The sequence below is a fragment of the Sphingobacterium daejeonense genome, assembly GCF_901472535.1.
Lineage (GTDB): Bacteria > Bacteroidota > Bacteroidia > Sphingobacteriales > Sphingobacteriaceae > Sphingobacterium > Sphingobacterium daejeonense.
Map to the genome: position 1 here is coordinate 3,194,334 of NZ_LR590470.1, position 25,702 is coordinate 3,220,035.

35 protein-coding genes are annotated in these 25,702 nt (G+C 36.7%); 7 read left to right on the top strand and 28 right to left on the bottom strand.

The genetic code is table 11. The features are described 5' to 3' along the window. Positions 1 to 2: 2 nt before the first annotated feature. The 17 genes from FGL31_RS15510 to FGL31_RS15590 all read right to left on the bottom strand — a co-directional run bounded on the left by FGL31_RS15510 (position 3) and on the right by FGL31_RS15590 (position 9,649). Positions 3 to 323, bottom strand: coding sequence for a GIY-YIG nuclease family protein (locus FGL31_RS15510; RefSeq protein ID WP_138092740.1), 321 nt, complete (start codon positions 321 to 323; stop codon positions 3 to 5). A 115-nt stretch (positions 324 to 438) separates the two neighbouring features. After that, entirely contained in the window at positions 439 to 573 is a 135-nt protein-coding gene (locus FGL31_RS28145) for a hypothetical protein (RefSeq protein ID WP_262709136.1), read from the bottom strand. An 87-nt stretch (positions 574 to 660) separates the two neighbouring features. Next, a complete protein-coding gene (locus FGL31_RS15515; protein ID WP_138092742.1) occupies positions 661 to 855 on the bottom strand; it encodes a hypothetical protein in 195 nt (64 codons plus the stop codon). Positions 856 to 1,588: 733 nt separating this feature from the next. Next, positions 1,589 to 2,101, bottom strand: coding sequence for a hypothetical protein (locus tag FGL31_RS15520; protein ID WP_138092744.1), 513 nt, complete (start codon positions 2,099 to 2,101; stop codon positions 1,589 to 1,591). After that, a complete protein-coding gene (locus tag FGL31_RS15525; protein WP_138092746.1) occupies positions 2,091 to 2,408 on the bottom strand; it encodes a hypothetical protein in 318 nt (105 codons plus the stop codon). The genes FGL31_RS15520 and FGL31_RS15525 overlap by 11 nt, the downstream gene beginning before the upstream one ends. 34 nt (positions 2,409 to 2,442) lie before the next feature. After that, on the bottom strand, positions 2,443 to 2,913 hold the full coding sequence (locus FGL31_RS15530) for an AAA family ATPase (RefSeq protein ID WP_171017697.1): 471 nt from the start codon (positions 2,911 to 2,913) through the stop codon (positions 2,443 to 2,445). Next, positions 2,891 to 3,496: an AAA family ATPase gene (locus FGL31_RS15535; RefSeq protein WP_138092750.1), complete on the bottom strand. Its 606-nt coding sequence runs from the start codon at positions 3,494 to 3,496 to the stop codon at positions 2,891 to 2,893. The genes FGL31_RS15530 and FGL31_RS15535 overlap by 23 nt, the downstream gene beginning before the upstream one ends. 267 nt (positions 3,497 to 3,763) lie before the next feature. After that, positions 3,764 to 4,078, bottom strand: coding sequence for a hypothetical protein (locus FGL31_RS15540; RefSeq protein WP_138092752.1), 315 nt, complete (start codon positions 4,076 to 4,078; stop codon positions 3,764 to 3,766). 279 nt (positions 4,079 to 4,357) lie between these two features. After that, the gene (locus tag FGL31_RS15550) at positions 4,358 to 4,867 is read right to left on the bottom strand and encodes a hypothetical protein (protein WP_138092756.1); all 510 of its coding nucleotides are present in this window, start codon (positions 4,865 to 4,867) and stop codon (positions 4,358 to 4,360) included. Beyond that, a complete protein-coding gene (locus FGL31_RS15555; protein ID WP_138092758.1) occupies positions 4,857 to 5,141 on the bottom strand; it encodes a hypothetical protein in 285 nt (94 codons plus the stop codon). The genes FGL31_RS15550 and FGL31_RS15555 overlap by 11 nt, the downstream gene beginning before the upstream one ends. A gap of 4 nt (positions 5,142 to 5,145) precedes the next feature. Beyond that, complete coding sequence (locus FGL31_RS15560; protein ID WP_138092760.1) at positions 5,146 to 5,343, bottom strand: hypothetical protein; 198 nt, start codon at positions 5,341 to 5,343, stop codon at positions 5,146 to 5,148. A 113-nt stretch (positions 5,344 to 5,456) separates the two neighbouring features. Then, a complete protein-coding gene (locus FGL31_RS15565; RefSeq protein WP_138092762.1) occupies positions 5,457 to 6,437 on the bottom strand; it encodes a primase-helicase family protein in 981 nt (326 codons plus the stop codon). A gap of 44 nt (positions 6,438 to 6,481) precedes the next feature. Then, a complete protein-coding gene (locus FGL31_RS15570) occupies positions 6,482 to 7,177 on the bottom strand; it encodes a hypothetical protein (RefSeq protein ID WP_138092764.1) in 696 nt (231 codons plus the stop codon). After that, the gene (locus tag FGL31_RS15575) at positions 7,143 to 8,315 is read right to left on the bottom strand and encodes a hypothetical protein (RefSeq protein WP_138092766.1); all 1,173 of its coding nucleotides are present in this window, start codon (positions 8,313 to 8,315) and stop codon (positions 7,143 to 7,145) included. Before FGL31_RS15575 ends, FGL31_RS15570 begins: the two co-directional genes overlap by 35 nt. 44 nt (positions 8,316 to 8,359) lie before the next feature. Continuing rightward, entirely contained in the window at positions 8,360 to 8,614 is a 255-nt protein-coding gene (locus FGL31_RS15580; protein WP_138092768.1) for a hypothetical protein, read from the bottom strand. Between the two features lie 14 nt (positions 8,615 to 8,628). Beyond that, the gene (locus FGL31_RS15585; RefSeq protein ID WP_138092770.1) at positions 8,629 to 9,057 is read right to left on the bottom strand and encodes a hypothetical protein; all 429 of its coding nucleotides are present in this window, start codon (positions 9,055 to 9,057) and stop codon (positions 8,629 to 8,631) included. Positions 9,058 to 9,067: 10 nt separating this feature from the next. Further along, complete coding sequence (locus FGL31_RS15590; protein WP_138092772.1) at positions 9,068 to 9,649, bottom strand: response regulator transcription factor; 582 nt, start codon at positions 9,647 to 9,649, stop codon at positions 9,068 to 9,070. A gap of 426 nt (positions 9,650 to 10,075) precedes the next feature. On the opposite strand from FGL31_RS15590, the gene FGL31_RS15595 reads away from it, so the two are divergent. The 4 genes from FGL31_RS15595 to FGL31_RS15610 all read left to right on the top strand — a co-directional run bounded on the left by FGL31_RS15595 (position 10,076) and on the right by FGL31_RS15610 (position 12,328). Further along, positions 10,076 to 10,444 carry a helix-turn-helix domain-containing protein gene (locus FGL31_RS15595; protein ID WP_138092774.1) on the top strand — a complete coding sequence of 123 codons (369 nt, stop codon included), beginning with the start codon at positions 10,076 to 10,078 and terminating at the stop codon, positions 10,442 to 10,444. A 240-nt stretch (positions 10,445 to 10,684) separates the two neighbouring features. Continuing rightward, positions 10,685 to 11,056 (top strand): DUF4468 domain-containing protein, encoded by a 372-nt coding sequence (locus tag FGL31_RS15600; RefSeq protein WP_262709254.1) that lies wholly within the window; start codon positions 10,685 to 10,687, stop codon positions 11,054 to 11,056. A gap of 10 nt (positions 11,057 to 11,066) precedes the next feature. Continuing rightward, positions 11,067 to 11,258 carry a hypothetical protein gene (locus tag FGL31_RS15605; protein ID WP_138092778.1) on the top strand — a complete coding sequence of 64 codons (192 nt, stop codon included), beginning with the start codon at positions 11,067 to 11,069 and terminating at the stop codon, positions 11,256 to 11,258. A 716-nt stretch (positions 11,259 to 11,974) separates the two neighbouring features. After that, on the top strand, positions 11,975 to 12,328 hold the full coding sequence (locus FGL31_RS15610; RefSeq protein ID WP_138092780.1) for a hypothetical protein: 354 nt from the start codon (positions 11,975 to 11,977) through the stop codon (positions 12,326 to 12,328). Positions 12,329 to 12,427: 99 nt separating this feature from the next. Here the strand turns inward: FGL31_RS15610 and FGL31_RS15615 are convergent, their stop codons facing one another. The 3 genes from FGL31_RS15615 to FGL31_RS28155 are packed head-to-tail and all read right to left on the bottom strand — an operon-like array spanning position 12,428 to position 17,312. Next, positions 12,428 to 14,218: a RagB/SusD family nutrient uptake outer membrane protein gene (locus FGL31_RS15615; RefSeq protein ID WP_138092782.1), complete on the bottom strand. Its 1,791-nt coding sequence runs from the start codon at positions 14,216 to 14,218 to the stop codon at positions 12,428 to 12,430. A gap of 2 nt (positions 14,219 to 14,220) precedes the next feature. Beyond that, a complete protein-coding gene (locus tag FGL31_RS28150; protein ID WP_262709137.1) occupies positions 14,221 to 15,942 on the bottom strand; it encodes a SusC/RagA family TonB-linked outer membrane protein in 1,722 nt (573 codons plus the stop codon). After that, on the bottom strand, positions 15,909 to 17,312 hold the full coding sequence (locus tag FGL31_RS28155; protein WP_262709138.1) for a SusC/RagA family TonB-linked outer membrane protein: 1,404 nt from the start codon (positions 17,310 to 17,312) through the stop codon (positions 15,909 to 15,911). Before FGL31_RS28155 ends, FGL31_RS28150 begins: the two co-directional genes overlap by 34 nt. A gap of 362 nt (positions 17,313 to 17,674) precedes the next feature. Between FGL31_RS28155 and FGL31_RS15625 the strand changes: the two genes are divergently transcribed. Then, positions 17,675 to 18,205 (top strand): DUF4148 domain-containing protein, encoded by a 531-nt coding sequence (locus FGL31_RS15625; protein WP_099372965.1) that lies wholly within the window; start codon positions 17,675 to 17,677, stop codon positions 18,203 to 18,205. A 104-nt stretch (positions 18,206 to 18,309) separates the two neighbouring features. Here FGL31_RS15625 and FGL31_RS15630 read toward each other — a convergent pair whose 3' ends face one another. The 7 genes from FGL31_RS15630 to FGL31_RS28160 all read right to left on the bottom strand — a co-directional run bounded on the left by FGL31_RS15630 (position 18,310) and on the right by FGL31_RS28160 (position 23,375). After that, the gene (locus FGL31_RS15630) at positions 18,310 to 21,357 is read right to left on the bottom strand and encodes an AAA family ATPase (RefSeq protein WP_138092784.1); all 3,048 of its coding nucleotides are present in this window, start codon (positions 21,355 to 21,357) and stop codon (positions 18,310 to 18,312) included. Positions 21,358 to 21,438: 81 nt separating this feature from the next. Then, positions 21,439 to 21,993: a metallophosphoesterase family protein gene (locus tag FGL31_RS26020; RefSeq protein ID WP_232046811.1), complete on the bottom strand. Its 555-nt coding sequence runs from the start codon at positions 21,991 to 21,993 to the stop codon at positions 21,439 to 21,441. Between the two features lie 22 nt (positions 21,994 to 22,015). Further along, the gene (locus FGL31_RS26025) at positions 22,016 to 22,336 is read right to left on the bottom strand and encodes a hypothetical protein (RefSeq protein ID WP_232046812.1); all 321 of its coding nucleotides are present in this window, start codon (positions 22,334 to 22,336) and stop codon (positions 22,016 to 22,018) included. Further along, positions 22,314 to 22,565, bottom strand: coding sequence for a metallophosphoesterase family protein (locus FGL31_RS26030; RefSeq protein ID WP_232046813.1), 252 nt, complete (start codon positions 22,563 to 22,565; stop codon positions 22,314 to 22,316). The genes FGL31_RS26025 and FGL31_RS26030 overlap by 23 nt, the downstream gene beginning before the upstream one ends. Positions 22,566 to 22,691: 126 nt before the next feature. Next, positions 22,692 to 22,967 carry an Rdx family protein gene (locus FGL31_RS15640; protein WP_099372962.1) on the bottom strand — a complete coding sequence of 92 codons (276 nt, stop codon included), beginning with the start codon at positions 22,965 to 22,967 and terminating at the stop codon, positions 22,692 to 22,694. Positions 22,968 to 22,975: 8 nt separating this feature from the next. Further along, entirely contained in the window at positions 22,976 to 23,230 is a 255-nt protein-coding gene (locus tag FGL31_RS26035) for a c-type cytochrome (protein ID WP_232046814.1), read from the bottom strand. A gap of 16 nt (positions 23,231 to 23,246) precedes the next feature. Then, positions 23,247 to 23,375, bottom strand: a complete 129-nt coding sequence (locus tag FGL31_RS28160; RefSeq protein ID WP_262709139.1) for a hypothetical protein — start codon at positions 23,373 to 23,375, stop codon at positions 23,247 to 23,249. 226 nt (positions 23,376 to 23,601) lie between these two features. On the opposite strand from FGL31_RS28160, the gene FGL31_RS15650 reads away from it, so the two are divergent. Beyond that, positions 23,602 to 24,177, top strand: coding sequence for a carboxylesterase family protein (locus tag FGL31_RS15650; protein WP_232046815.1), 576 nt, complete (start codon positions 23,602 to 23,604; stop codon positions 24,175 to 24,177). Positions 24,178 to 24,319: 142 nt separating this feature from the next. Continuing rightward, on the top strand, positions 24,320 to 24,670 hold the full coding sequence (locus FGL31_RS15655) for a hypothetical protein (RefSeq protein ID WP_197734294.1): 351 nt from the start codon (positions 24,320 to 24,322) through the stop codon (positions 24,668 to 24,670). A gap of 199 nt (positions 24,671 to 24,869) precedes the next feature. On the opposite strand, the gene FGL31_RS15660 is transcribed toward FGL31_RS15655, so the two are convergent. After that, positions 24,870 to 25,316, bottom strand: coding sequence for a phosphatase PAP2 family protein (locus tag FGL31_RS15660; RefSeq protein WP_138092786.1), 447 nt, complete (start codon positions 25,314 to 25,316; stop codon positions 24,870 to 24,872). Between the last annotated feature and the right edge of the window lie 386 nt (positions 25,317 to 25,702).

The following is a 25,702-nucleotide window of genomic DNA, read 5'->3' on the forward strand; positions in this document are numbered from 1 at the left end:
TTTTATTTATTCTCCTTTCTGTTTAGCAATGGCCTATATTTTCTTATTAGATGTTCTTCAATTTCATACCTTCCTATTCGGATGGGATAGAAAAGAGCAATACAATTATTTAAGAATTGGTTTACTTGAATGTCCTGTGAAGGATCAAAATATTTTTTCTTTCCATTTCCATTCTTTTCAATAAGTTCAAAACCAAGTATCTCTGTACCAATGTGTCTTCTAAGGGCCGAAAAATAAGTTGTTTTTCCATGTGTTGTATATCTACCATATATATCTGAACTTTCTCCAATATAAATTAGATCCCCTTTAGCATCTTTAACCAAATAAACTCCTGGCGCATTCTCAACAAAACAATTTTTTCCATGGCTTGAATTCTCCCTTAATAATCAATTCATCACTCAGTTCAAGGAAGCCTTGACTGTTTTTTTGTAGCTCAGCTCAATAATTATTCTCAACTAAATCATACTTTGATCTTTTGTTTAATTGAAATCGATTCAATGTTGTTCCGAAATTCTTACTTCCCATTTCTTCAATTTCTTTCCTGCCAATTTTTGTTTCAATTATTTTTGACATTAAACGAATCTATTGGCTGGTTAATTTGTGAGACTGATCTAGAATAATTTTTATAAAATGTAGAAGTTTTTGGATTGAATTGCTGCTTTAATCTTTTTGATAAAATCTTTCCTTCTCCCAATATACATCGGTTTTTCGTTCAAAAGAATTAAATAGTTTCCAGGACCATTGGAAAAAGATATTATCTTTTTTAATTATTGGCTGACTTTCTAAAGAAGAAATACCTCCTATAAGAATTGAATCAGCATTGTTTTGAATAAATTTCCAGTCTTGTAGTTCCATAATCGATTTGTTTTAAATTAATTTTCGATAAAACTAAGTTAAATTTTCAATCAAATGAAAAATCCAAAATTCCCTAGAGTATCCCCCCTGGTACCTCCCCCTGTGCTTCTCCCTGGTATCTCCCCTGGTATCTCTCCCTGGTGTCTCTCCCTGTGTCTCGCCCCTAATATCTCCCTTGGATCCCTTCCTTTATCGCTAGCTGAGATCTCCCAAGCAAGGACCTTTAGAAAAGAAATGCAGCTGACTTTATTAACGTTCAGCCACAATTTATTCTTAAACAACGGATAGAATGGGTAAACAAGGCAAATGACGATTTGCAGTGGATTTTGAAAATTATTAAGCTATAGGATCTTGAATACTCTTAATATTGGTTACTTCTCCCGTTGCCCCGATTACTCTAAAAACTTGATGTGAACCAAGATCACCAGCGTAAGGAATCATTAGAGATTGTATTTCCTTCTTGCCAACAGCAAATGACCAAGCGTCACGAACGGCATCATGAATGATGGTTGTTTGTTATCGATGAATGATTGAAGGAAAAGAATGAAGATTTGTTTGGATCAGTAATGATTGAAGATAAATAAGCTACTTTTGATATTTTGTATATATAAATTCATCTACTAATTTAATGTAAATTCATATTATACATATTATATTTGGAATTAAAGAATATTCTGAAATGGTAATCTTAATAAGAAGTTTCAGAGAATTTATAATTTTAAAATTTATAAATCTATTTCAAGAATGACCTAATATGAAATTTATTTTGTTCAAAAATATGATGATTGTGACTATCATATTCAATATCCTTAATTTTAGTTTTTGGTTTTCTTTTAATTTCTTTAATACTAACTTTTCTTGTAATAACATTAATATTTTTTCCTTCCAATCTATTTGCAGTCGAAATAATAAAATTTAAAAAATTTTCAGCAGCTTTTAACTGAGGCATAGTATTCCTATCTCCTTTTTTTAATTCTATTAAAATAGCATAGATTTTATTATTCTCAAGTCCAAATATCAAGTAATCACAAATTTTACAAACACCACTTTTCTTATTATTAAAAAAAGGAAAGATCCCACCTTTGTACTCTTTTCCCAATTCAACATCAGGTTTAATAACTAAGCTCTTACACCCCCTCCGGTCAATTTCAATTTTCATTCCGGCGGATATTTCATTAAAATTATTTTCTTGATGAACAAACAATGGATTAATTATTTCTTGAAATATTATTAAATCAGTCCTCATTCTTAATCGGATATTTAATTAAATAAAACAATTCTTCAGTGGTATTATTTAACTCATCTATTGTATTATCTATTGATTCTACGTCAAATCCAAATTCATTTATGGGAATTCTCTTTATCGATATATTTTTAGAAGATTTATTCTTAAAATTAAACATGTATGAGGTAACTTCTGATGAGTTTACAAATTCATCTTCCTTATAACCTAATTCTTCAAATTTTCTATTTGTTCGAATTTCTTTATTTGAAAGCATTATTAAATTATTCAATTCCCTAATAACATAATCACTATGAGTGTTAATAATCATTCTAAAGCCCTTATTTATTAATCTTGAAAAAATTCTAGTTAAAAAATACTTGATTTGAAGGATGTAAATTGAGTTCCGGCTCATCAATAATTATTAAATCATTTTGTTCAGCTTTATGTTTTAAATAAAAAACTAGACTAGATAAAGTTTTAACAATTGATGCAGACAATTGAATAGGAATTTTTAGCCTTTTAGCTTTATTAGATGTGAATTGTACTTCACCATCCTTATTTACATTAACAGTTCCAAATAACAAATCAGATTCAATTTCTTCCGCCAATCCTGCAAATTCAGATCTTTTCTTGGATGTATTACTTAAATCTTCGGCAATTGATAAACCATCTCTAATTGCTAATGGATAACGCGTACTTCTTTTAAAATACCTTTCGATTGTTGAAGAAGAATTAAAGGAACCTGAAGTTACAAAATCCTTTGCTTGATCGAAAAAATCTTGCCTTTGAATTGAGAGTTCTTTGGAAAAACTATAAATCGAATTTCGTTCCACTGGCAAAAATATATGAATTTGTAAATGGAGAAAAGGCTAAATAGAAATATATTTTTGAATGGATTATAATATCTAAATATTTTAATTCTTCTGAATCAAATTCGTCACCTTCAAAAACCATTGAAATATCCAATGTATTTTCATTTTTGATTATTGAATAACTATTTCTTCCAACGGAAACTTTAATAGTAATTGCAAGGTTTTCTACTCTTTTTAAAAATTCATCATCAGTTTCAGTTATATTGACATAAAAATCTTTAAATAAATTGTTAGATAATTCATTCGAAATTCCAAACAAACTATCTAAATCACTGTTTATTATTGATAAGTGCTTTTTTCTATACTCTTTAATTCTATTAATATCGATTCTATGTATTGTGGATTTATTTTTTATCATATTTTGAAAGTCTAACTTAAAGTCAGAATCATCATATGGTTTGTAACTTGCTTTTGTTATAGCATAAATTAAATAAGCTAAATAGGTTTTACCAGAATTATTTGGACCTGTAAAAACGGTTAAATTATTAGATAAATCAACATCAGCTGATTTAATTATACCTAAATTCTTAATTTCAATTTTCATGAATTATATTAATAAACCTTACGAATATATTATATATAGTTGGAAATTATGTAATCTTATTATTACTTGTAAGCAATTTTCATAATTTTTCTCTCCATTTTTATTTTTTCAGAATGTTTTTTTGGCATTGAATCTCCATAAATTGAATAATTACTAGCAATTATTTTTAGTGGATATATTTAATTACACCTATTAATTACGTAGTGATTAAAGTCAATTCCGAGATCTTTTATAAGATCAATTTCTGGATCTTGAGATTCCCATTCTTTAAGTATTTCGTTTTTCTTTATATTTTTCAATCTTATCTTTCTGATCTATATCTCTAATATTTTTAAAGAGATACCCTTCAAATGCAATCTCTTTACTTGTCCAATTACATCGATATTCATCCCAGTAAAGAGTAAGCAATTCAACATCTCCTTGTCTATTGCCATGATAAACTTGGCCTTCTATTTCTTTAGTTGTTGGCTTCCATAATCTTCTTACCTCTGAAATATATTTCTTGATATTATTTACATGTACTGAGTACTGCAGCTTTTGAAGTCTAGTGTATTCCTCCTCCAATTCAGATTGATAACTCATGATTTTAGTTTTTGAGGTTTACAAGCAGAACAAACAGTATGATTTGCATTTACCCAGCTACAAGGTTTACCAATTTTAACAATACATTGCTTGCAATTAATTTCGGAGCATCCACAGGAAATACACTTTCCGGTTTCAGTTTTCAAAACATCAAATTCATAAACCCATACCCATGGATTAAGATCCCATGATTCCATTCCATTAATTGATTCCCATAAACTGTGGAATGAAAATTTAGCAGGTTCCTCTAATCCAAAAATCCCTTTGGAAATAAATGAATTACATAAAAGAGCCAAACCTAGAGTTGTCCTTGAATATCTTTTTTTCCTTAACTGGATAAATATAGAACTGGTGCTTACCTTCATCATCAATGTGATTGTCAATACCTTCTGAAATAGCATCTTTTTCAGAAATATATTGGAGCTTCTCTACCTTTATATTTTTAACTTTTAAAAATATCCTTGCAGCATCGAAAGGCATAAGAATAGAGGGTTTCCATTTATGTCCTATACTTTTGAGATCAGAAGCTCTATATACGTAAGGAACCATGCTACTATCAAAACTGTTCCATGCCTCTCTAACCCAAAGGATATCTCCTATTCTAAATTTAGCGTCAACTCTAATTAGTTCTGATTTATATTTTTCGACTTCTATTCCTAAATCCAAATACATCAACTTTGTAATTGCCTCAGGTGTTATAGATTTGATGATCCTTCTTGTCTGCGTTTTTCGTCCATCCAATATCGCCTCAACCATTTGCGTACTGAATAATATTGGTTTAAATCCCATATCCTATAATTTTTAAATGTCCATTCTTTATAAACTGGTCTAATCTTTCGACCGATTCCATTATCAAATTATCCTTGTTTGTGATGTCCACGAAACCGACTCCAGACTGTGGATTCTCTCCAGGCTGGGACAGCACTTTCCATCCATTGGCCATTTCAACCTCATAAGCAAAATTGTTTTCAGGTTTTCCCATGATCACAATGGTTACCAGGAATTCCCTGCGCTTGCTGTCTATAAATCGGGTACCTAATGGCCAAGTTGGACGGATGATCATGCTTTTATTTTTGGCGTATTGAAATCGATCTCAATCTTACATCAGTATCAATTATTTCTACTGGCCACTGGTTAGAAGCAATGGCATTTGAAATTTCCTGTTTTGCTTTGTCTATATTTATTCCTCTCAGTTCTACGCCACCTCTATATGGCCTGGTTGTTCTCGGTTTTACGAGTTCGATTATTCTGTTGATGTATTCCATTTTTATTTATTGATTAGATTGTTAAAATTTAGGTTCCTCTGTCCCAGGTTCTGGGTTCGGAAGATCATCTTCTGACAGCACCATTTCATTCGGGTCATAGATTCTATCGGAAATCATGGAATCATCAGTTTGCAAATAGAACATGGATTGCGTTTCTTGCGGTCCGATTTTACCCACTCCTTGTTCCTTCCGTCATATTTCAGTTCATTCCAGGTCTTCAGTACCCTTCCATCATTGTTCTGTACGCTTTTGGGATTCAGGTTCCATTTTTTTAGCTGGGCAAATAGCTTGAGCTTTGAATTGAACCCAGTGGATGTTATGTTCTTGATGGATGCATCTGCCTTGTATTCTTCCAACGCATAATGGAGCGAAACAAAACAGTCCAACCTGTTGGATTCCGATGAGAAGAAAACCTCTGCCCATGTCAGGAACTGGAAGCCCATGTTGTGGGAAAGTGACCTGTCCATGATGTTGTCCATCGGTGCCTCGATCCATGTCGGCCAAGAAAGGTACAGCTGGCAGCACTGTGCCATGAAGTTCAGGTCCCGGTTCCATTCTTCAGCTGTATATTCCGCTGACCAGAATTCCTTGCCGAACTCATCGATCGGCTGGCGGTTCTCCCGGAAAATGCCCGACTTGTCGACATGGTAGTAGTTCGACGCACCGAAGAACAGTATCCTCCTCATGGTTGATGATCCTAGGTCATCAGGTGAAAAGTTCGTCGTCATCCCGAACTTCGGGGAATCTTCCGGAAGCAGCGTTGTACGGGTCTTTCCCTTCGGATTGATCACCATGCCTCCGGTCAACAGAGAGAATATCCTCTCCATTGGAAATGTCCTGGAAGCATCATCGATATAGATCACGTCGGTATTGGTCGTTACCTGTTCGAAAACGTGGTTGTCCTCGAAAAGCTTGGCATTCTTACCGTCCAGCTGGAGCATATTCTTGACTGCCCTCAGACCCTCAAAGAATATGGACTTCCCCGTGCCCCCGAATGAACCCTGTTCCTGCTGAGGGGACTCGTCCATTCCGAAAACGATCCACGGCCTGGATTTGGACTTGTACCTGTGCATCATGTATCCGAATGCATACATCTTGTTAATGAGGTGCACCGTCTGGTCATACCTCTCCTCTTCGGTCAGGTTCTCCCCATGGACCGTAAACTGGTTCTTATCTTATATTCCTCCCTCTGCTCCACTGTGAGGTCCTCAAGGTTGTCTTCCAGCTCCCTGCGCCAATAGATCCTTGATGTCTGCATCAGAAAACGGAAGAACATCGAACTGCTGTCCCTGACCTCCAGGTGGTACTTCTTTGTTTCGTCCTGCGTAACCAGGAACATCGGTTCCAATTTCCTCACCTTGTGCTTGAGTATCTTGGGTTCCCAGACCATCTTGTCGACCTTGCTGTTGGGGATCTCCTCGATGCCCCCTGAGGTGATCTTCCAGGTTATGTTCTGGAAGAAGACAAACTGCGTCCATGGGTCATGGTCCCTGAAATCAGGGTCAACCATCGGAAGGGACTCAAACGATTTCTCGGAAAGTACCGTAGATTTGTGGATCACGTTCAGGAGATCCTCATCCAGGAACCTCGACCTGAGGAAGGATATCAGGAAAGACTTAATGTCCTCTGGTTTTACCTGACGAACCAAGTTCCCGTCTATCTGCACGTATTCGATTGTCTCTTCGTTCACCTTCCTCCTGCCAAATCCGGATTTCACCAGGAAGTTCAGGATGCGCTCCACCGATATCTGGTACTGGCTGACGAATTCGTTGTTCTTTACCTTCCTGTCGCCCTTGCGGTCATATGCCGGAGTCTCGTCCCAGAACCTGTACATCTTGGCCACCTTGACCAGGTTCCTGGAGGTCTGCTGCCCGATAATATTTCATGTAGTCCCTGAAATCCTTGCACGGTCTCCCGTACTGGTCCCTGCGGGTCTTCAGTTCTTCTGGAAGTTCGATAGTCCGAATGTCCAGGTACTGTATGGACATCGGGTTTAGGCACATCCTGTGGTTCTGGATCTGTCCGGTATAGTCCATGTCCGGGCACGTCATGACTGACTTTGCCCGCTGGAACAGCTGGAACACCTGATCCTTGGTCAGCTTGAAATGCTCGGACGAAGGATACACTACGTGATATCCCAGGGCACGGAAGTTGAGCGCATCGGATCCACCAGTACAGTAGATAACTTCCTCCAGCTTTTCTTTGGGCTTTTTCTCGGAACCTTCGTCTCCGTCCCCATCCTGCTGTTTTATGAACTCTTCATATGCCCTCTTGAACTGATCATAACCATGGAGGAACTGCGGATCGAACTTTCCATGATAGAAGAATCGCCTGCCCTTGTCCTTGGATTTCGGTTGGTAGATCTTGGAAAAGCGATGCCCATCCTTCACTTCCTCCTCGATCCTGAATATGGGATAGAACTCAGTGGACCTGAAAGTGATCGCCTTCCTGTTCTTGATTATGGTATAGCTGTCAAGTGCGTGCCAATGCTGCTCCTTCAGTATCGATGCAAAATGGTCCATCACCGCCTTTTCCCACTCTTCCTTCTCCCTGTTCCTGTATAGATGCTCTACGTATGCCCAAACCTTTTCGGAAAAGATGATCTTGAGATGGCTTTCTGAGAATGATTCGGCATGATCGAAATACCATTCTCCATCAGCTTGATCGGGACCAGCATCTACAGTAGAAACTTCAGCTTCATACATTGACTTTATTTCTTCAGATGATCCTATACCATGTCTCTCTGCCAAGATCCTGATGGCATCACCGTACTCGCAATTCTCCCTTTTTTGGGTGTATGTGATAGCATTGAGCCACTTTCCGTCATCCCCGAAATCATTGACGATATAATTGCCATCGGAAAGTTTCTTGATCTTGGAGGATGCCGTTGACTCAGACCTACCGGGATCGATGAAGTGCTTGTTGGTACGGAGATATTCGTCAATGTCGGTTAATATAGTGCCTGAAAACATCAAGTCCTCCGTTTGTCCTGAGCAGGATATCTTCCTTTGTGATCTTATACTGCTTCATTATCCCTTCTTGTTCTTGTAAGATTAGCGTATGCGATCATCAAAAGGAGGTTTCCCAAGAGCGACAATAGGAAGAGTATAAAAAATATGATGATCAATAATTCCCTTCTTGCAAGTTCGGCATCTAGGCCGGTGAGGAACTGTGATGTTTCTGTATACATGTTTTTGGATAATAATTGAGTTAAAGAATCCCGCCCAACCAGAGGAGCGGGAGATATAGGGCCATCTTTCTGGTTGCCCATAACCTTGACACTGGCTAGTTTTTTAGGCTCTGCTCGTACAGGTCCGTACAATATTTGATTATTGGTACGATATGGTTGTCAAAGTGTGTCTTGGCAGTTGAGGGCTTTACCGGCATCAGCTCGGCAAAACTGGCCCTTGAATTTGCGATCTGCTTGGCAAACCTGTTCACGCTTCCCTCGGAATAGCTGTCCAGGATAAAACGGAGATGGTTCAGGGCCCTCTGCCTGGAAACTGTCATCCTGTTACCTGTCGCATAGGCATATATCCTCATCTTGACGAATGTGCGGATTTCATTTGAAAGGAATTTCAGCAATCTTATCCTCAGCAGAGAGGACGCCTGGTCGTATCCATGAACGGGTATGCTCTCGTTCTTTAGTTTTGAAAAGCTCGGATACTGAAGCTCTAAAGTCCTTGTCTCTAGGTTTATCTTTGATGTGATCATGGCCTTTTATTTATGATTCAACTATATTTCTCTTTACTGCCCAAGGGACGATTCCGAGCTTCGATGTCACTCCGAGCTTCCTCTGGATGTTCTTGTTGTGGGTAGCGACCGTTTCCTCCGAGATGTTCAGTTCCTCCGCGATCTCACGGTTATGCTTGCCAGAAGCAATTTTCTTGATGATCTTGATCTCCTGTTTGGTAAGGTGTTCTTCACCGACCTTGATGGAAGAGCAGAGCTTTCCCTCGAAGGAACAATTGCCCCTGCGGCCGCACTCAAAGTATTCCACATGGATGATTTCACCATCATTCGTGATATCCGGATGGCCGTCAAAACCACCGAACCTGCAGACTATGTACTGTCTCATCATCTCCTCTGAGTCGGTGATGTCCCATGCGACCAGCGCGTTCATTGCTTCGGGGTTCTGGAGCATGTCCTCCTCGATCCTGTCCAGGATCCATTGGGGAAATTCGCCCCACCTATAGGTATTGCCGCTATGCAAGCACTTGATATCGTTCTCGTTCACGTAGAACTCGACACCGTTGTCCTCGATGCCCGGGGGAAGTGACTGCTTTATTTTTGATAGGTTCATCATGGTAAAAAATGGCACTTATCTGGTATATACTAATCCGATTATTTGACCTTACTTTGTTCCGTTGGATAACGGATGGGCTATCGAGCCTCGAACTCTGCGTTGGAGAGCGTCTTCAGGAGTTCGCGTGCCTTGGTGATGATCCTGGCATCGTAACGGTCCTTGATGGTGTGCAGCTCCTTATGGACGGTCACCCTGTCGATGACATGGCCCTCTGTTTTCAGGGCCTCGGATACGATCCGGGGAATGCCGTCGGGGCATGCTTACGGATGAACTGGAGCTCGTTGCCGCTGACTTCGATCATGGTCGGGGAAAGTATCGTATTCATTTGTTATCCTTTTTTGTTATTATTGTTTGTTACTGTGTTTTGTTACTGCAAATATATACTCGTTTTGCGTACAATTCAAAATATTTATACGCAATTTGTTTATGGAAATCGATAAGGAATTGATTCTCAATGAAATAAAAAATCATTTAGGGATTAAAAAAGATGCTGAATTCGCAAGGTTTTTAGGTATTAAGCCCCAAACCTTAAGTTCTTGGTATTCAAGAAATACTTTTGACATAGAACTTTTATATGCAAAATGCGAATTTTTAAATGCTGAATGGCTTTTGACTGGAAAAGGGAATATGGTTAAAAGTTACAACGAGGAACCTAATATTTTATCATTAAATAGTGATTTCCCAAAAGATTGTGAAGAATTAAAAAATAAGTATATCAAATTATTGGAAGAATATAACCAGCTCCTTAAGACCAAATTAAATGGAGGTTCTTCAACTGATAAAAGTGTTAGCTAAGTCAAGTTTTTTTGTCATTTGGAGGAATTGGGAGAGTGAAGCAAATAATCTAGAATAACTAAAAAACCAAAACCAATGAAAAAATTAATCCTATTAATTTCTATGCTTGGAATTTCGACTTTCAAGGCATATTCCCAAGATGTACTTAACCCTCCTTTAATTGACGGTGTAGTAACCTATACTGAGACCATTTCAACTGATTTAAATAAGAGTCAAATATAAGGCAATTTAAAAGCTTGGATTGCAAGTAACTTTTCATCCGACAATATGGATATTGAGTTGGATGATTTCGAGAATGGGAAAGTAATTATAAAAACAGAAATAACTAAGAGTTTTGAAAGTTTGACAATGATTAGATCTTCGGATTTAAAGTATTTTCTTCAAGTAGATATTAAAGATCAAAAGTATCGATATATATTAAAACTTATTGATCATTATCACAAGCAAACTGCTCAAACAGTTCCGGAGTTAATTGAAATTGCAAATGGCCGAAAAAAGACGATAACTAATACCAGGTCTTATGCTAAAAAACAAGTTCAATTAATAAGCGATTCTTCGAACGAGATTCTTGAATCCCTTAAAAAAGGGGTTCAGTTTATTGACGATTTTTAAATATAAAAACATGGCAGCATTTAAAGTAAGAAATTTTGTAAAGCATAAATGGTTTGGAAAAGATATAATTATGCAGATAATTAATATTAGTATTTATCCTGGTAGAGAAGATGCCCCAATTTATACATGTAGGTATTTTGCAAATGGAAAATTCCATTCAGACGATTTTTACGAGCATGAACTGAACATCTTAGAAGAGTAAATCTGCTAACATCACTGTTGACATTTTAATTAAAATATTGATAACTATGCATTTAGAATTTTCGGCCCTGGGTACAGAAAGAGAAGCTCATCGAAAGATGGGCTTTTTTTGTGTTGGGGATTTTGGAATGATAGTCTAGGTGTGTTTTCAGTGGCAAATTACCCTCCATTCAGAATTAGCAGATTATAATGTTAAAACTTCTGTTTTGGGACCGAATAACTCAGTGGGTCATGCATTTATTACATTAGAAAAAACTAATGGAACTCAAATTTCTAGATTGACATTTGGCTTTTATCCTAACGCTTAATTTAAAACACCTTTCAAAGGAGCTGTTCCTTCCTCCATAGGTAATGATGGTGAATCTATAACAAGAGTAAGTAACATTCAATATACTCAAAGTGTATCTCAATCTTCATTTCAAAATGTTATTAATGCTGCAATAAATTTAAGTAAAATTGATTATGATTTAGATTATAATAATTGTACCCACTACGCTGTTAATGTATTTAATAGCGGAATGGCTAATAACAATAAATTGACTCTTTTACCTAGCAATAATCCTTTTGCACTTTATGATAATCCCTCTAATCTTTTTTTAACTTTAGAAAAATTAAAAACAAACGGAAAACCGAATATTACTATTGGTTCTAGTCTAGTTAAACAATTAAATAGCTGTAATTGATATGAAAAAGATTATTATAGTAATTATTGTTATAATGTTAATAATTATAAATTCTCCAGGATTGAATAAAATGATATTATTCAAATTAGATAATGAAACTTTTCGATATTCAAATTCAGATGGATCCTATACTAATATCGAAACATTCGGATTTAAAGATGCAGTATTTACAGGTGAGTCATTTGAAATGTTTATTAGAGAAGAAAACCCCAAACCTGAAATGAGGAAATTGTATAGAATCTATAAGATAAACCCTTTTATTTTTTGGAGATGGAATTATTATTTAACCACGTCAATTAAATATCCTTATAAAGATTGGGAATCTATTGAAAAGAATCCTCAATTTATCTCAAGAAATAAACCTTTAGGATATTTTCAAGAATTTTGATATTAAGTTCTTATTTAATATAGTTGCAAAAAGAAGGTGTCTAAAAAGGCACCTTCTTTTCTCGAACAATGTTCTATTATTATTTAAATCATTTTGCTTCTAATATTCCGGATTTTGAATCAATAAATTGTTTTTGTTCATTTCATCTCTTAGGATTGGAAGGAAATAAGCTTTATTGCTCCAAGCATATTTTTCGAAGTCTATATGTTTAACAATTGGCTTTGTTGCCGTTGTATGGTCAGAATTCATTGGATAAACAATATCAGCTACTTTAGTAGTAATATTATAAACCTCAGGACCTATTGCCCAACGACGTACATCGAAAATCCTATGCTCCTCAAAAGCTAACTCTACCCTTCTTTCATTTCTGTATTTTGCTTTTAATGCAGCTCCTGACTGTGTAATATCTGGCATACCCGCACGTTTACGGATCATATTCAAGTAAGTCCTTGCTTCTTGTTCCATTCCTAATTCAATACAAGCCTCAGCGTAGTTCAATAAAACTTCAGCATAACGGATAAATCTCCAAGTCACTGCCTGGCGTACGTATTGTGCATCAACATTAGGATCTATATATTTTCTCAAGTAATAACCTGTATAGGCTCCATTCCAGTCCTCAATAGTGCTTTTTCTGGTATCAACACCATATACTACTTCCATCTTGTTTGTAGAAGCATTCCATTTTTCCCATCGTCCGGTTTGGATTCTGTTCAGGGGGTCTAAACCTTTAGCATCATCTGGTCTGATTCTCCATTCCGCACCATTATATAAAATAGTAGAATAGAATCGTGGATCGCGATTAGCATAAGGATCAGCGGCAGCAACAGCATTAGACCATGAGAATGGAGTACCATCTTTCATTTCAAATGCGTCAACCAGATCGCCCAATGGTGCATTTGTTCCCCAGCCATGATAACCATTTGGAGAAGTATATAAACCTGCTCGCTGTCCCATTGGCGTAGTGAAGTATTTTATGAAAATATCTTCCTCTGTACTTTTGTTCAAGAATATTTCCGTCAAATTCTGAGGTATATTTTCAGACGCTGATGGGTTCCCCTTGTATAGAGAGTACACTCCTAGGTCGATAACTGCCTTAGCGGCATCTTTGGCTGCCGTCCATCTTGCTCTTCTATCTCCTGAGGTATAACGGATCAACTCCTGTTTTTCATAACCCGGGAAAATCGTTGTATTATATAAATCGCTAGCTGCATATAGTAAGACCCGTGCTTTTAATGCCAATGCTGCTCCTTTAGTAGCACGGCCTTGATTAGCACCTGAATGTTTTTCAGGCAGCAATGCAGCAGCCTTATCCAACTCTGACACCATAAAATCTACACATGCTGCGTATGTATCCCTTTCTTTTAAAAATTCATCTTCGAGGCCATATACTTCAGTGATTATAGGAACACCACCATATATGCTAACAAGGTTATGATATGTAAAAGCCCTTAGGAAATGAACTTCTCCCGACATTCTGTCTTTTGTGGATTTACCATCGACATTATCTTCAATGAATGGGACTTCGTCGACTTTAGAAAAGAATATATTACAAAATCTTATGGTTTTGTACATATCTGCCCAACTTCTATATCTGGAGACTGTCCAACCCATTAGGCCATCAGGCGTCATCAAACTTTTGTTGAAGTTGAGGGATGCAGCGTTCCCGCGATAATGACCTTCATCTACTAAGTTCGCCTTAAAACGGCCATCAGTTAGAGGCTCATCTAAGCGGAAATAAATTTGGTTGATAAATGTTCCTACCAAGGCAGGGTCAGTCCAGACTGTATTGTCAGAAAATTCAGTTGCTGGATCAGTGTCTAGGAAATCCTGTTTACAGGAACCTAATAGTGTTGAAACGAATATAGCGTATAATATAAATCTCTTTTTCATGATTAAAAGTTTAGGGTTAAACCAAAGTTGTAAACTTTATTAAGCGGGTAAGCCGTTGCAGAAGTTGTTTCTGGATCAAAATCTTTCACTTTTGTGAATGTTAATAGGTTTTGACCAGTGAAATAAACTTGAATTCCTTCAAGTTTTAATTTTTGGCACCACTCCAGCGGGAATGAGTATCCAAATTCAAAATTTTTCAATCTGAAATAATCTGAATTTTGCAACCAATAGGTATTACTATTTGATCTCCAATATTCACTATAACGATTCCAAATACGAGGTTTAGATGCGTCTGGATTTGCTTCTGTCCATCTACCTTCAACATCTTGGATTAAATAATTACCAACTTCACCCTGCATTTCATAATAATTGTTACGGATTGCTCCTGCTGCACCTTGGAAGAATATACTTGTGTAGAATCCTTTGTAGCTCAAATCGATGTTCAATCCCCCTGTTAGAGTTGGAAGATCTGTTTTTTCTTGACGCACACGATCTAATCCATCAATTTTACCATCGTTATTTACATCTTCAAACATTATATCTCCAGGTCTTGCTCCTGCCCAGTGTGGGTAAGCATCTACCGCAGCCTGATCTCTGAATACACCGATTGCATTATAATATAAATCAGCATTCATTGGCCTACCAGTTGATTGCTGATAGTCAGGAACTCCTGGTGTTTCATCCCAGAAACGAATTCTGTTTTTGTTTGTCGCTATGTTTGCAGATACAGCATATTGAAATTCGTTGATCGCATTTTGGTAACCAACCTGAAACTCCAATCCTTTATTGACAACTTCTCCTATATTTTCCCTTGGAAGGGTCAATCCAGTAGAACTTGGCACAGATGCACTTCTGTTCCATAAAATATTAGTCCGGATATTATAAAAATATTCAGCCGTCAAGGACAATTTATTATCCAGGAATTTAGCATCCAAACCTATGTTGGACTGATTTGCAACTTCCCACGTAACTCTAGGGTTTGGAATACGGAGTTCATTCAACACTTTTTGTTCTACATTTTCATTAAAAACATAGATATCTGAAGTACCTGTAAGGAATCCATAGCTCGATAGGAATTGGTAATCTGCAATTCGGTCATTACCTGTTTGGCCCCATGAACCTCGGATTTTTAAATCACTAATAACAGGTTTGATGTTTTGCCAGAATTTTTCTTCTGATACTTTCCATCCTGCAGATATTCCGGGGAAAAACCCGAAACGGCCATCTTTAGGAAATTTGTATGACCCATCATATCGCCATAGAAATTCAAATAAATATTTATTGGCAAAATCATAATTCAAGCGTCCAAAATAATTCAATCTTGCCTGTACAGAAGATTGTCCGGTATTATTTTTTTCAGCATCGCCCCCAGCAAAAAGTTCTTCCAATGCTGTTGAAACGAAAAACTTACGGAAAGCTTCAAATGACATTACACTCCCTGAAATACGCTCCACCCCTATTAACCCGTTGAAATTATGATTTGTACCAAAAGTTCTTTCATATCTCAACAAAGAGTTTAATGTTAAGAGGTCATTGTTTGCAAAATCTTGAGTTAATTCTGGGCCAGTAAACCCTTTTTGACCTCTTACTAATAATGGATTTCCACTGTCATCAATTGATGTTCCATCCCAGTTATAAAGATACCATGGTGTTTTCCATAATTTATTGTTCTGAACTGTTCTATCAAATGCTACATTCCACTCAAGGACATGCCTTGCACCCATGGAATGGTAATATCTAGATTTGCCTTTGATTCTAAGGTCATTGCCTTATTACGGTCATATCCCGTTTGGTTTGTTGTTATTACGACTGGGTTATTTCCATATTCAATATCTGGCCCGTTAAATCCATTCGGCCAATAAGCTTGCATATTTGGTTTTCCACGTCTTAACATCACGAATATATCAGAAGCAGATCTGGTCGGATAATTCCTGTTTATTTCACGGAGGGCAACATTTACACCGTATTTAATATAATCATTGAATTTACCGCTAAGATTAGATCTGAAGTTATATTGACTATACTTAGTTGCTGAGTTTTTATAGATGGCATCTTGTTTATCAAATGCACCTGAAATAAAATAATTTACGTATTCAGATCCGCCATTTATGGTCAGGTTAGTTTGGTGTTGTGGAGCCACATCATTAAATGTTGCCTTATACCAATCAGTATTAGGATGGCCCCAAGGATCAGAACCATTTCTGTATAATTCTATTTCCTCTGCGGAATATTTAGGTGATTGTCCTGCATAAACGCTAATTTCATTTAACATTTCGACATAGGTTGCGGCATCAGTTACCTTTGGGATTACAGTTGGTTGTGTAAAAGCTTGGTTATGGCTTATTTTCACTTGTGGTTTTCCTGTGCGTCCTTTTTTAGTGGTTACCAAAATCACACCGTTAGCAGCTTGAGATCCATAGATAGCTGCAGAAGCATCTTTAAGGACAGTTACACTCTCAATATCCTGAGGGTTCAATCGTTCTAAACTTCGGTTTGCAATTCCATCGACTACTATCAGCGGGGAATTATCACCCAACGTATTTGCACCACGGATTCTTAATGTTGCATTATCGCTACCAGGCTCACCTGATCTTGATACCGCTACCAAGCCCGGAAGCCTTCCTGCTAGTGTATTTGAAAAATTTACTACTGGTGCTCTTTGCAGGACATCACCTTTGACATCCACAATTGATCCGGTAACAGTTGAAGCTTTTTGAGTGCCATAACCCACAACCACCACTTCGTCAATATTTTCATCAGATGCTTCTAAAGAAACTCTCATAGCGCCAGAACTTGCTGGAACCGTTTTGTCTGCATAACCTATCATGTGGATTCTTAGGTTATCTCCGACATTTCCCGCAATTGTAAAATCCCCATTTTGGTCGGTTTGTGCGGATTGGCCAGTTCTAACATTTGTAATGGTAACACCTACTAAGGCTTGAGATTGGCTGTCAACAATTTTACCTCTGATTTCGGTTTGGTTTAGGATTTTCTTGTTTACAAGAAAATCATGATGGGACAGCACATTAGAATTGCCTGCCCATGCACCCATAGTAATACCTAAGGTGCAAAACAACAAGAGTCGTTTTTTCATGGTAAATGGTTTTAAGTTAAAGTTGTAAAAGTCGGTCTATAATATTTCCTGGACGTTAAGGAATCATCAAGAAATAAGGTTAAGTTCCGGTTGTTAACATAAAATTAACAAACCATTTTTAATAAAATTATACTGTATATTAAAACTTATCCACAATCCACCCCCCCCAAAAAATGGTTGCATTAACAATTTTTAACAGAACAAGAATAAACCATTTGATGGAAACTACATCTTACCAATAAGCAAAACGAAAAATAGGACATTAAATCACCTAAGTCGTTAACATTCTTTAACATAACAGGCATTAAACGTTTTACAAGAATTTTGCTCAAATAAATAAGAACATCAAAATTAAAGAGACTATGAAAAAGATATTAACATTTGCTGCTTTATTTGCTGGTTTAAGCTTTGCAGCTTCTGCACAACAACAAGATTCTGTAAAGAAAGATAGAGCTGAAGTTCGTCAAGAGATGAGACATAAAAAGCATATGCGTGGAGATCGTATGGGCCGTATGGACAACAAGACTCCAGAGGATATCGCAAAAATGAAAACTGATCGTTTGGACAAGGAATTGAAATTCACCGAAGATCAAAAGAAAGATATTTATGCTTACCACTTAGATCAAGCAAAGAAATGGAAAGCTAAATCTGAAGAAAGGAAAGCAGACCGTGAAGCTCGTAAAAACGAGATGAAAGCAGAACGTGAGGAATTCTTGAAACTGTTAACACCAGAGCAGAAAGAAACGTTAAAGAATAAAATGGCTGAAAACCGCAAGGATGGATTCAAACGTGGCGACAGAAAAGACCGTCAGTTCAAACGTAGAGATATGGATCGCAAACCAGTGGAGAAAAAGGCTGAAGAAACTGTGAATGTAGAAAGTTCAAATAGCTAATTAGAGTTAAGAATTTATTAGTTAGTGGTTATATGTTTAATTGATGAAGGTCCCGCGCTCGCGGGACCTTTCATCTTTTATAGGCTTTTCTATGTACTTTAGCATCAAGAACCCCAAGAGGTTTTTACTTTACTACCTGCTTCCGAATCTTTCTCTACAGTAACCGACCTTGGTATCCTTTCTTTCAACTCTTCAACATGTGAAATAATACCTACTACTCTATTTTCATGATGTAGGTATTGCAGCGTATCAAATACCGTATTGATACTTTCGGTATCCTGGGTTCCAAAACCTTCATCAATAAAGAAGAAATTCTTGTCAGATTTATTTAATGATTGAATATTCTCTGCTAATGCCAAAGCTAGACATAGAGAGGCTTGAAAGCTTTGACCACCAGACAATGTTTTCACAGACCGTCTATATCCATTGTTCAGATAATCTACTACCTCAAACTCATTGTTGTCGTTTATGGTCAAGCTCAATTGATTTCTTGTCAAGCGATGGAATCTTTCATTGGCCATTTCACACATTTGTCTTAAATGGATACTGGACACATAATTTACAAATCCATTGCCCTTAAACAAGTTCTCCATTACTTTTAGATTTGCAGCCCTGGCATTCAACTGATCAAATTCTTCAATCAATTTTTCCTTTTTGCCTATTTCCAGAGTCAAATGTGCTAATTCTTTTTCTAGACCTCCAGTTAATGACAATTGCAATTCTAGTTCTTCTTTCTTGAATTCGAATAATTTGGCTGTTGTTTCCAGATCTTCTTCCGAGAACTCCTTATCCTTTAAATAATCCTTTAAGGATGCAATTTGAGTTTCTAATACTTCCAATCTTACGTAGAATTGCTGTATGTCTTTACGCATTTGTTCTACCGGCATTGGTCTTTGGATGATCTGTTGTACTTGAGTGATATCAGCAAATTTAAATTCTCGAAGTAATTTTGCCAATTGCTCTTGTCTGACCTTAATCTGTTGATTAAAGCCACTTAATTGATCTTTTGCAGAGCTATATTGACCAGCAATTTCAGCTAGTTTAGTTTTGTAGGTATTGAGTTTCTGATTTAAGGTCAAATAACCACTTTCAATCTGAATAATTTTTTGATCTAAAGCCAACTTAGATCTTCTTACTTCGTCCAATTCAATTTCTTCAAATTCTTTATAATTGAATTGTTGCAAAGCATTTTTACTATGAGCACTTACACCTTGCACAACAGCGATCTCAGCTTTTATGCTATCTAATTCTTTTTCAAATTTTTGGATATTGTCTTTATTTTTCTGCAGGTCCAATCTCAATTGTTTGACTTCGGCTTCCAAAGAATTGGTTATTTGTTCACTTTGCTTTATTTTTTCTTTTTGAGCTTCAAATGCTCCCACGTCCTCACTTGAATAGCCTACCCATGTAAATTCAGAGATATGTATTTCCAAATTACTTGCCTGAGCATTTACTTCTTGTTGAATCTGCTCATAGCTAGCCCTTTTATTGTTAAGGCCAAAACATGCTTTGGAAACCTGTTCTTTTAACTTTTGGTATTCCGCACGTTTTTCTTCCAATTCTGCTTTCTGAAGATTCAGTTTTTGAATTTCCTCCTGCACATGATTGGCAACCATTGGTTCAGGGTGGTCAAGTGCACCACACAATGGACAAGGCATACCAGGCTGTAAATCGGTTGCAAAACTGCTCAACCTTGCTTGCACTTGCAACTGTGTTTCTTGCTCCCTTAATTTGTTGAACTCATTTTCGATCAATTTGAGTTCGTTGCCGATCATCTGTTCCCAATTATCCTCGGTGTAGCCCAATTTATTGATCTGTGATTGCTCTAACTCAATATCCGCACTTAACTGTTCTAATAATCTATTGGATTGGCCATGCTGCTGAACAATGGTATCCTTACGATGGTACCATTTCTCCATTTCGATCAATTGTGAGGTGTCAACTTTTTCAGACTTCAAATTCTCTAATTTCTCTTCCGTCTCCTCCAACTTCTTCATTAAAGTATGTTCCGCCTCTTTAGTTCGTTCAACAAAAGGAGTCCCTTTTATCAATCTAGTCTCTAGCTCCTTTTCCTTTTTGGCATTTTCCTTTATTTGGATCAATAACTTATAATCTTCTACCTGTCCTCTGAAAGAATTAAGGTTTAGATAATCATGCTGGATTGCTCCAATTTCCTTTTCGACGATATCAATCTCCTGCAATTGCCTTTCTTTTACAGAACGGAAGTTTTCAATTTTATGAATCAAACCTTCCCGTTCGATATTTAGGGATTGCAAATAATTTAATGGTTCTCTAAAAGCTTTTGAAGTTTTTTCATAGCGATTTAAATCAGCCTCTTGTTGTTGCACACGGCTTTTCTTGCTATTCAATTCATTAAACTGACCTTCCTTTTGTTGTAGCTCAATTGATTTATCTTTAAACTCCTGCAGGATACGGACTTTGGCTTGAAGATCTTGAAAATCCTCTTTCGTTTGAGCCAATGTTTTTTTAGCATCCTCAACTTCTTCCTTTTTCTTATTCAGAGCTTCTGTCGAAATACTTTCGAATCCTGATAAGGCACCTTTGAGGTTTTCAAGCTTCCGGTTATTGCTAGATTGCAAGAAACCGACTTTAGGTCCTAAATCAAATTTATTTAGATAAAAGATTTCTTTCATCATTTCAGACCTATCCTTCCCTTTCAGTTCCAAAAATTCCTTGAACTGGCCTTGAGGTATAATGATGGTCCTTCTAAAGTTAGGATATGACAGGTTGGTCACCAATGCACCATCTGCAGATTCCATTGGTACCCACTTTTCATCTATCAATTCATATGCTGTACGCTCTATTGGCGTAGTATCATCAAAATTTTTTCTTCTTTTCCATTGTGCAACGAATCGGAATTTCCGCTTCTCGAAATTCAGAAACTCAAAGACTATCATCGTCTGATTAGACTTTAAGTTCATCATGTTATATGCACGCTTATCAGTTTTGTTCAATCGTTCGGTATCACCATATAGCACAAAACTTATGGCTTCTAATATGGATGATTTACCTGATCCAACAGAACCAAAAATCCCAAACAATCCGGCTTGGGTCAATTCTGTAAAATCTATGCTTTGTTTTTCTTGGTAGGAATATAGTCCTTCTATAGTACTTAAATATAGTGGCAGCATGCTTAATCTTCTTTTCTAAGGTATTTGTAGCGACCTCATCAAAATAAGGTCAATAATTCTTCATTAGGTTCTTGTCCATATTTAGATTTGAAATAATCCTTGAACAAATCTTTCATGTCTTTGATCTAAGTTTACAGTAGATCCGCTACTGAGAAACTCTTGTTTTTTACTGACCACAGGTATAATATGAATTATCCCATCGTGAGCCTCATGTATTCTTTTTAAATCACTAGCTGTCAAAAAATTATCAGACTCAATAGTAAGTTCTACTAGAGCATTTTTATTATCGTGTAACCAGCGGACAGCTTCATCAATATCTCTGAACCTAGTTCTAACAAGTGGGCGACCTTTTTCTAGTTGTACATTTCTATATTGTGCTATTTTATTAGGTTCTAGATCTACGATCACCACTTGTTTTTTCTGTCCACTTTCCGAAAAAGAATAGGCTAATGGACTTCCAGGATAGATAACTGGTGCTGTTCCTTGCCCAATTTCATGAAACCTGTGGAGATGTCCAAGAGCTGTATACTGGATTTGTGATGGAATGCTATCCGAATAGACAAGATCTGCGAAGCCCAATCTGATAGGCTTTTCACCTTCTGGCTCTTCCAATACTTCACCACCCCTTTTTAACATATAAAGGTGTGTTGCCAAAAGATTAACGCCATAAGGTATCGCAATATTGCCCTGCAAGGCCTTGCCATTTTTGTTTCAGTACTTCCTGCAATTCGGTCGCTTTATCTTCGAACCCTAAGAACTGTTTTAAGCGGATCTCGTTAGCAAAAGCAGTACTCAATATTCTGATAGGATAATAATATTTAGGGATTTTTATCTCCAGGAAACCTTCATCTACACGTAATACATCGAAATGACCTTCTACGGTAATTGGGTTTATTTTTAAATGGGGTTGTCCAAAGAAGAATATCCCCAATTCTCTAGCTAAAGAATCCGGAGAGTCAATCCCGATCTGGGGAATCATGATTGCCTGCAATTGCAACTACTGGTCTTTTACCATTTTTGGATAATTTCTTTAAGGTTCTATAAAGTAATTCTGTCGCTTCAACTGGTGGATTAAATGTATCATAAAGGTCACCAGAAACGACTACAAGGTCGACATCCTCACGATCGGCAATCTGACAAATCTCTTCCATTACTTCCTTCTGTTCTTCCATTCTAGAATAGAAATCAAGTTTTTTACCAGATGCCAATCTGCTGTATGTAATATCCGCATTTACAATAAATCTGTTAAGGTGAATTTAAAAATACAGATTTTTATTCTTGTAATTGGTTAAGAAATGTGAAAGATTTCGGTGATTATTGGTACTTATGTATCATTAACGATCAGAATGGCCTAAGTCCTTTTGCGGATTTACCTGATTGCGAACCAATTGTTTAAGCTCTTTGATTTCGGGGAATCTACCTTCTCGTTTACGGTCGAAAATTATCTTGTCATCCACAAACACTGTGTAACGACCCGATATTTCGCTAGGTTCTAATTGTACAGCATACAGATCATCCACAAAAGTGGTCAGTAATTCTTGAGCCATATAAGCGGCTCGTAATAGCCAACCACATTTGGGACAATATGTGATGCGTACTGTAGGTTTCAATTTGTAGTTTATTTATGTTTTTCAACAGTAAAAACTTCTGTTTTGCCATTGTGGCAAGAATTACATGCAATCTGATGTAAAACGCCCTCATGTGCATGCTTAAAATGTTTTTTATTGATCTGGCTTGTCATTTTAATCATCCACCTAGCCACATCTTTTTTAGGATTAGCATCAGAAGCAAAGTCAAGTCCTTTCTCTCCATTAGCTTTTGGAGCATGACAATGATTACATTTTACTCCCAATGCCATGTTGAATGACTTCATTGTGCTATCTAGTTCTTCATTGGTGATATTTTTCGGGAGTACTTTTAGGTTTTGAGGTCTCTCCCTCCTGTCCGCCTACATGAAAGGCACTTAAGCCCAATACAACGGCAAACAAACTTAATAGTGTGCTGATTTTTCTCTTCATTTCTCTTTACTTTTAGTTGGTACAGCAAATTAATAAAAATAATTGAATTGTAATGGAAATGTCATACAAAATTATATATGATTGATTTTCATTATTTTACATAACTTTATTTTGTTAAATACCTCAATGTTTTTATCTTGCGAGCCTTGATTTTAAAATATTTCAGCTGCTGAGTACCTATGAATCAGCAAAACATGAAATTATAGCTATGTATAAAAACTTTTTAATGCTCCTTGCTTGCTTGCAGGATTTACATTTTCTGGCGGCAGCACAATTAAAAGCTGTAAAAGCCAAAAAAGGTTATTCTTATTGGGTAAGAACTCCCGAGAACATCAATAAAAAAGAAAAATTGCCTGTCATAATATTTCTGCATGGTCGCAGTCTATCTGGCCATGATCTAAATCGCGTAAAACGATATGGTGTTTTACGGGCAATAGAAAAAGGAAAGGATCTGGATGCAATAGTCGTTGCCCCACAGACCTCCAATGGTTGGGATCCAGATAAAGTCATTGATGTATTGGATCAAGTTTTGAAAGAATACCCTGCTGATGAGCATCGCGTTTATGTTTGCGGTATGAGTATGGGAGGTTATGGAACAATGGATGTTGCTGGTAAATATCCCGATAGAATTGCTGCAGCAGTTGCTATTTGTGGAGGAGGTACCGCAAGCTATGCATGTAACCTTACCCAGGTACCATTATGGATACAACATGGAAGCGCCGATCGGCTGTTCCTGCTTCTGAATCCAAGAAGATATATAATGCCATCAAAAAGTGCAACAAAAAAGCTGATGCAACGCTAACTATTATACCGGGAGGAACTCACGGAAGTGTTGAAAGGTTATTCCATGGGGAGAAAATTTATGATTTTATGTTTAGGTACTCAAAAGACTCCTAAATAAGGATTTATATGTTTTATCTAACCTATTTAATTAATTAAAGATTATGGTTATTCATATCAATGACAGTATGCAAAAAGGTTATTCATATGAATTAACAGAATCTATAGGCAAAAACTTTCATCCTGATTTCAAGCCTCAACTTAGCCCAAAAGAAATGTTGGAAATCGGTGTTTTTAACGGCAAATATCTAAACGATTGCAGGGAAGAATTTCCTATAGATTGGTTTGAAAATGCCAAAATCTATTCCGGCAACAATTCCGAAGGAGATGCTAGCCTTAATTTCTTTAAGGTTAGAGCCTCCCAAACCTTGAAAGAGTGGCAGAGAAAAGGTTGGATAAACCCACAGGACCCGAGAGGTTGGTTTTCAATGGTACTGCCGATATTATATGGGTAGAAGAAGTTTTGATGATGACCGACAAATAAAAAGGTGGAAGGCTTATGTCCAGACATATTGCTCAAGTGAAGAATAACTGCCACTATGGTGATTTACAGTGTCGTCCCAAACAAAGGCAGGCACTTTTGCATTGGGCTTATGATAGTATCAATATGTAAATTTATAATACACAGTTAAACTTAACATCACCTGCTGCCCATTATAACTCGGATACAAAAGATAAGGATGTTTTTTTCTTCTTAAATCCACTTTCTATCATTGGCAATAACCAATAGGCCGTTTTAGTACTTAGGATCCCTATTCCTGCCCCCATTACCACATCGGAAAACCAATGTCTATTATTATACATTCTGAAAAATCCTGTACCTGATGCAATTGCATAGGCTCCTATCCCATACCAAATAAACTGGTGTCTATATTCTTGCCAAATGAGTTCGGCACCAACAAATGCTGTCGCCGTATGGCCAGAAGGAAAGGAATTGCTGGCAGAGAAATCTGGTCTCATTACCGGAATACTTCCTTTCATTAAGTTCACGGTTCCAGCCATTAAGGCATGCGAAACTGCACCAACAATTAATCTTGATTTAAAATCATTCTTAGCCTCCACTCCCATAAAATCTAAAGCTAAAAAGGATGCAGTAGGCAAATATTGCGTATAGTCATCAACAGGGAATTTCCCAGGATGATTATATTGGAGATTGTTTTTTATAATCTCATTTTGGTTTTAATGTAAGGATTCTTTACAGAAACAACACCAAAAGTCAAAAAAGTCACTGGGACTATCAGATCTGTCCTTAATATCTGCCGGCCAAAGGTTTTATTTTGATTCATGGAGCGAGATAAGATACTATCTTGTTGCCCTAAACAAATCAAAAAATGAAACAATAAAAGCAACAAAAAGAATAATCTTATCTTGATAACAATACAGTAAACTACGGAGTTCCATTGTTAATATTGAATGGTTAGTCAATTCATTTATTAAATTTTTAACAATTACGTTACATAATTCTTATTATTTAATAATTCTAAAAT

Coding starts and splice junctions, on each gene's coding strand:
- FGL31_RS28145 (WP_262709136.1), bottom strand. CDS start 573: ATGTCAAAAATAATTGAAACAAAAATTGGCAGGAAAGAAATTGAAGAA.
- FGL31_RS15515 (WP_138092742.1), bottom strand. CDS start 855: ATGGAACTACAAGACTGGAAATTTATTCAAAACAATGCTGATTCAATT.
- FGL31_RS15520 (WP_138092744.1), bottom strand. CDS start 2,101: ATGAGGACTGATTTAATAATATTTCAAGAAATAATTAATCCATTGTTT.
- FGL31_RS15525 (WP_138092746.1), bottom strand. CDS start 2,408: ATGATTATTAACACTCATAGTGATTATGTTATTAGGGAATTGAATAAT.
- FGL31_RS15535 (WP_138092750.1), bottom strand. CDS start 3,496: ATGAAAATTGAAATTAAGAATTTAGGTATAATTAAATCAGCTGATGTT.
- FGL31_RS15540 (WP_138092752.1), bottom strand. CDS start 4,078: ATGAGTTATCAATCTGAATTGGAGGAGGAATACACTAGACTTCAAAAG.
- FGL31_RS15550 (WP_138092756.1), bottom strand. CDS start 4,867: ATGGGATTTAAACCAATATTATTCAGTACGCAAATGGTTGAGGCGATA.
- FGL31_RS15555 (WP_138092758.1), bottom strand. CDS start 5,141: ATGATCATCCGTCCAACTTGGCCATTAGGTACCCGATTTATAGACAGC.
- FGL31_RS15560 (WP_138092760.1), bottom strand. CDS start 5,343: ATGGAATACATCAACAGAATAATCGAACTCGTAAAACCGAGAACAACC.
- FGL31_RS15565 (WP_138092762.1), bottom strand. CDS start 6,437: ATGTATGCATTCGGATACATGATGCACAGGTACAAGTCCAAATCCAGG.
- FGL31_RS15570 (WP_138092764.1), bottom strand. CDS start 7,177: ATGTACAGGTTCTGGGACGAGACTCCGGCATATGACCGCAAGGGCGAC.
- FGL31_RS15575 (WP_138092766.1), bottom strand. CDS start 8,315: ATGTTTTCAGGCACTATATTAACCGACATTGACGAATATCTCCGTACC.
- FGL31_RS15580 (WP_138092768.1), bottom strand. CDS start 8,614: ATGGGCAACCAGAAAGATGGCCCTATATCTCCCGCTCCTCTGGTTGGG.
- FGL31_RS15585 (WP_138092770.1), bottom strand. CDS start 9,057: ATGATCACATCAAAGATAAACCTAGAGACAAGGACTTTAGAGCTTCAG.
- FGL31_RS15590 (WP_138092772.1), bottom strand. CDS start 9,649: ATGATGAACCTATCAAAAATAAAGCAGTCACTTCCCCCGGGCATCGAG.
- FGL31_RS15595 (WP_138092774.1), top strand. CDS start 10,076: ATGGAAATCGATAAGGAATTGATTCTCAATGAAATAAAAAATCATTTA.
- FGL31_RS15605 (WP_138092778.1), top strand. CDS start 11,067: ATGGCAGCATTTAAAGTAAGAAATTTTGTAAAGCATAAATGGTTTGGA.
- FGL31_RS15610 (WP_138092780.1), top strand. CDS start 11,975: ATGTTAATAATTATAAATTCTCCAGGATTGAATAAAATGATATTATTC.
- FGL31_RS15615 (WP_138092782.1), bottom strand. CDS start 14,218: ATGAAAAAGAGATTTATATTATACGCTATATTCGTTTCAACACTATTA.
- FGL31_RS28150 (WP_262709137.1), bottom strand. CDS start 15,942: ATGGGTGCAAGGCATGTCCTTGAGTGGAATGTAGCATTTGATAGAACA.
- FGL31_RS28155 (WP_262709138.1), bottom strand. CDS start 17,312: ATGAAAAAACGACTCTTGTTGTTTTGCACCTTAGGTATTACTATGGGT.
- FGL31_RS15625 (WP_099372965.1), top strand. CDS start 17,675: ATGAAAAAGATATTAACATTTGCTGCTTTATTTGCTGGTTTAAGCTTT.
- FGL31_RS15630 (WP_138092784.1), bottom strand. CDS start 21,357: ATGCTGCCACTATATTTAAGTACTATAGAAGGACTATATTCCTACCAA.
- FGL31_RS26020 (WP_232046811.1), bottom strand. CDS start 21,993: ATGTTAAAAAGGGGTGGTGAAGTATTGGAAGAGCCAGAAGGTGAAAAG.
- FGL31_RS26025 (WP_232046812.1), bottom strand. CDS start 22,336: ATGATTCCCCAGATCGGGATTGACTCTCCGGATTCTTTAGCTAGAGAA.
- FGL31_RS26035 (WP_232046814.1), bottom strand. CDS start 23,230: ATGAAGTCATTCAACATGGCATTGGGAGTAAAATGTAATCATTGTCAT.
- FGL31_RS28160 (WP_262709139.1), bottom strand. CDS start 23,375: ATGAAGAGAAAAATCAGCACACTATTAAGTTTGTTTGCCGTTGTATTG.
- FGL31_RS15650 (WP_232046815.1), top strand. CDS start 23,602: ATGCTCCTTGCTTGCTTGCAGGATTTACATTTTCTGGCGGCAGCACAA.
- FGL31_RS15655 (WP_197734294.1), top strand. CDS start 24,320: ATGGTTATTCATATCAATGACAGTATGCAAAAAGGTTATTCATATGAA.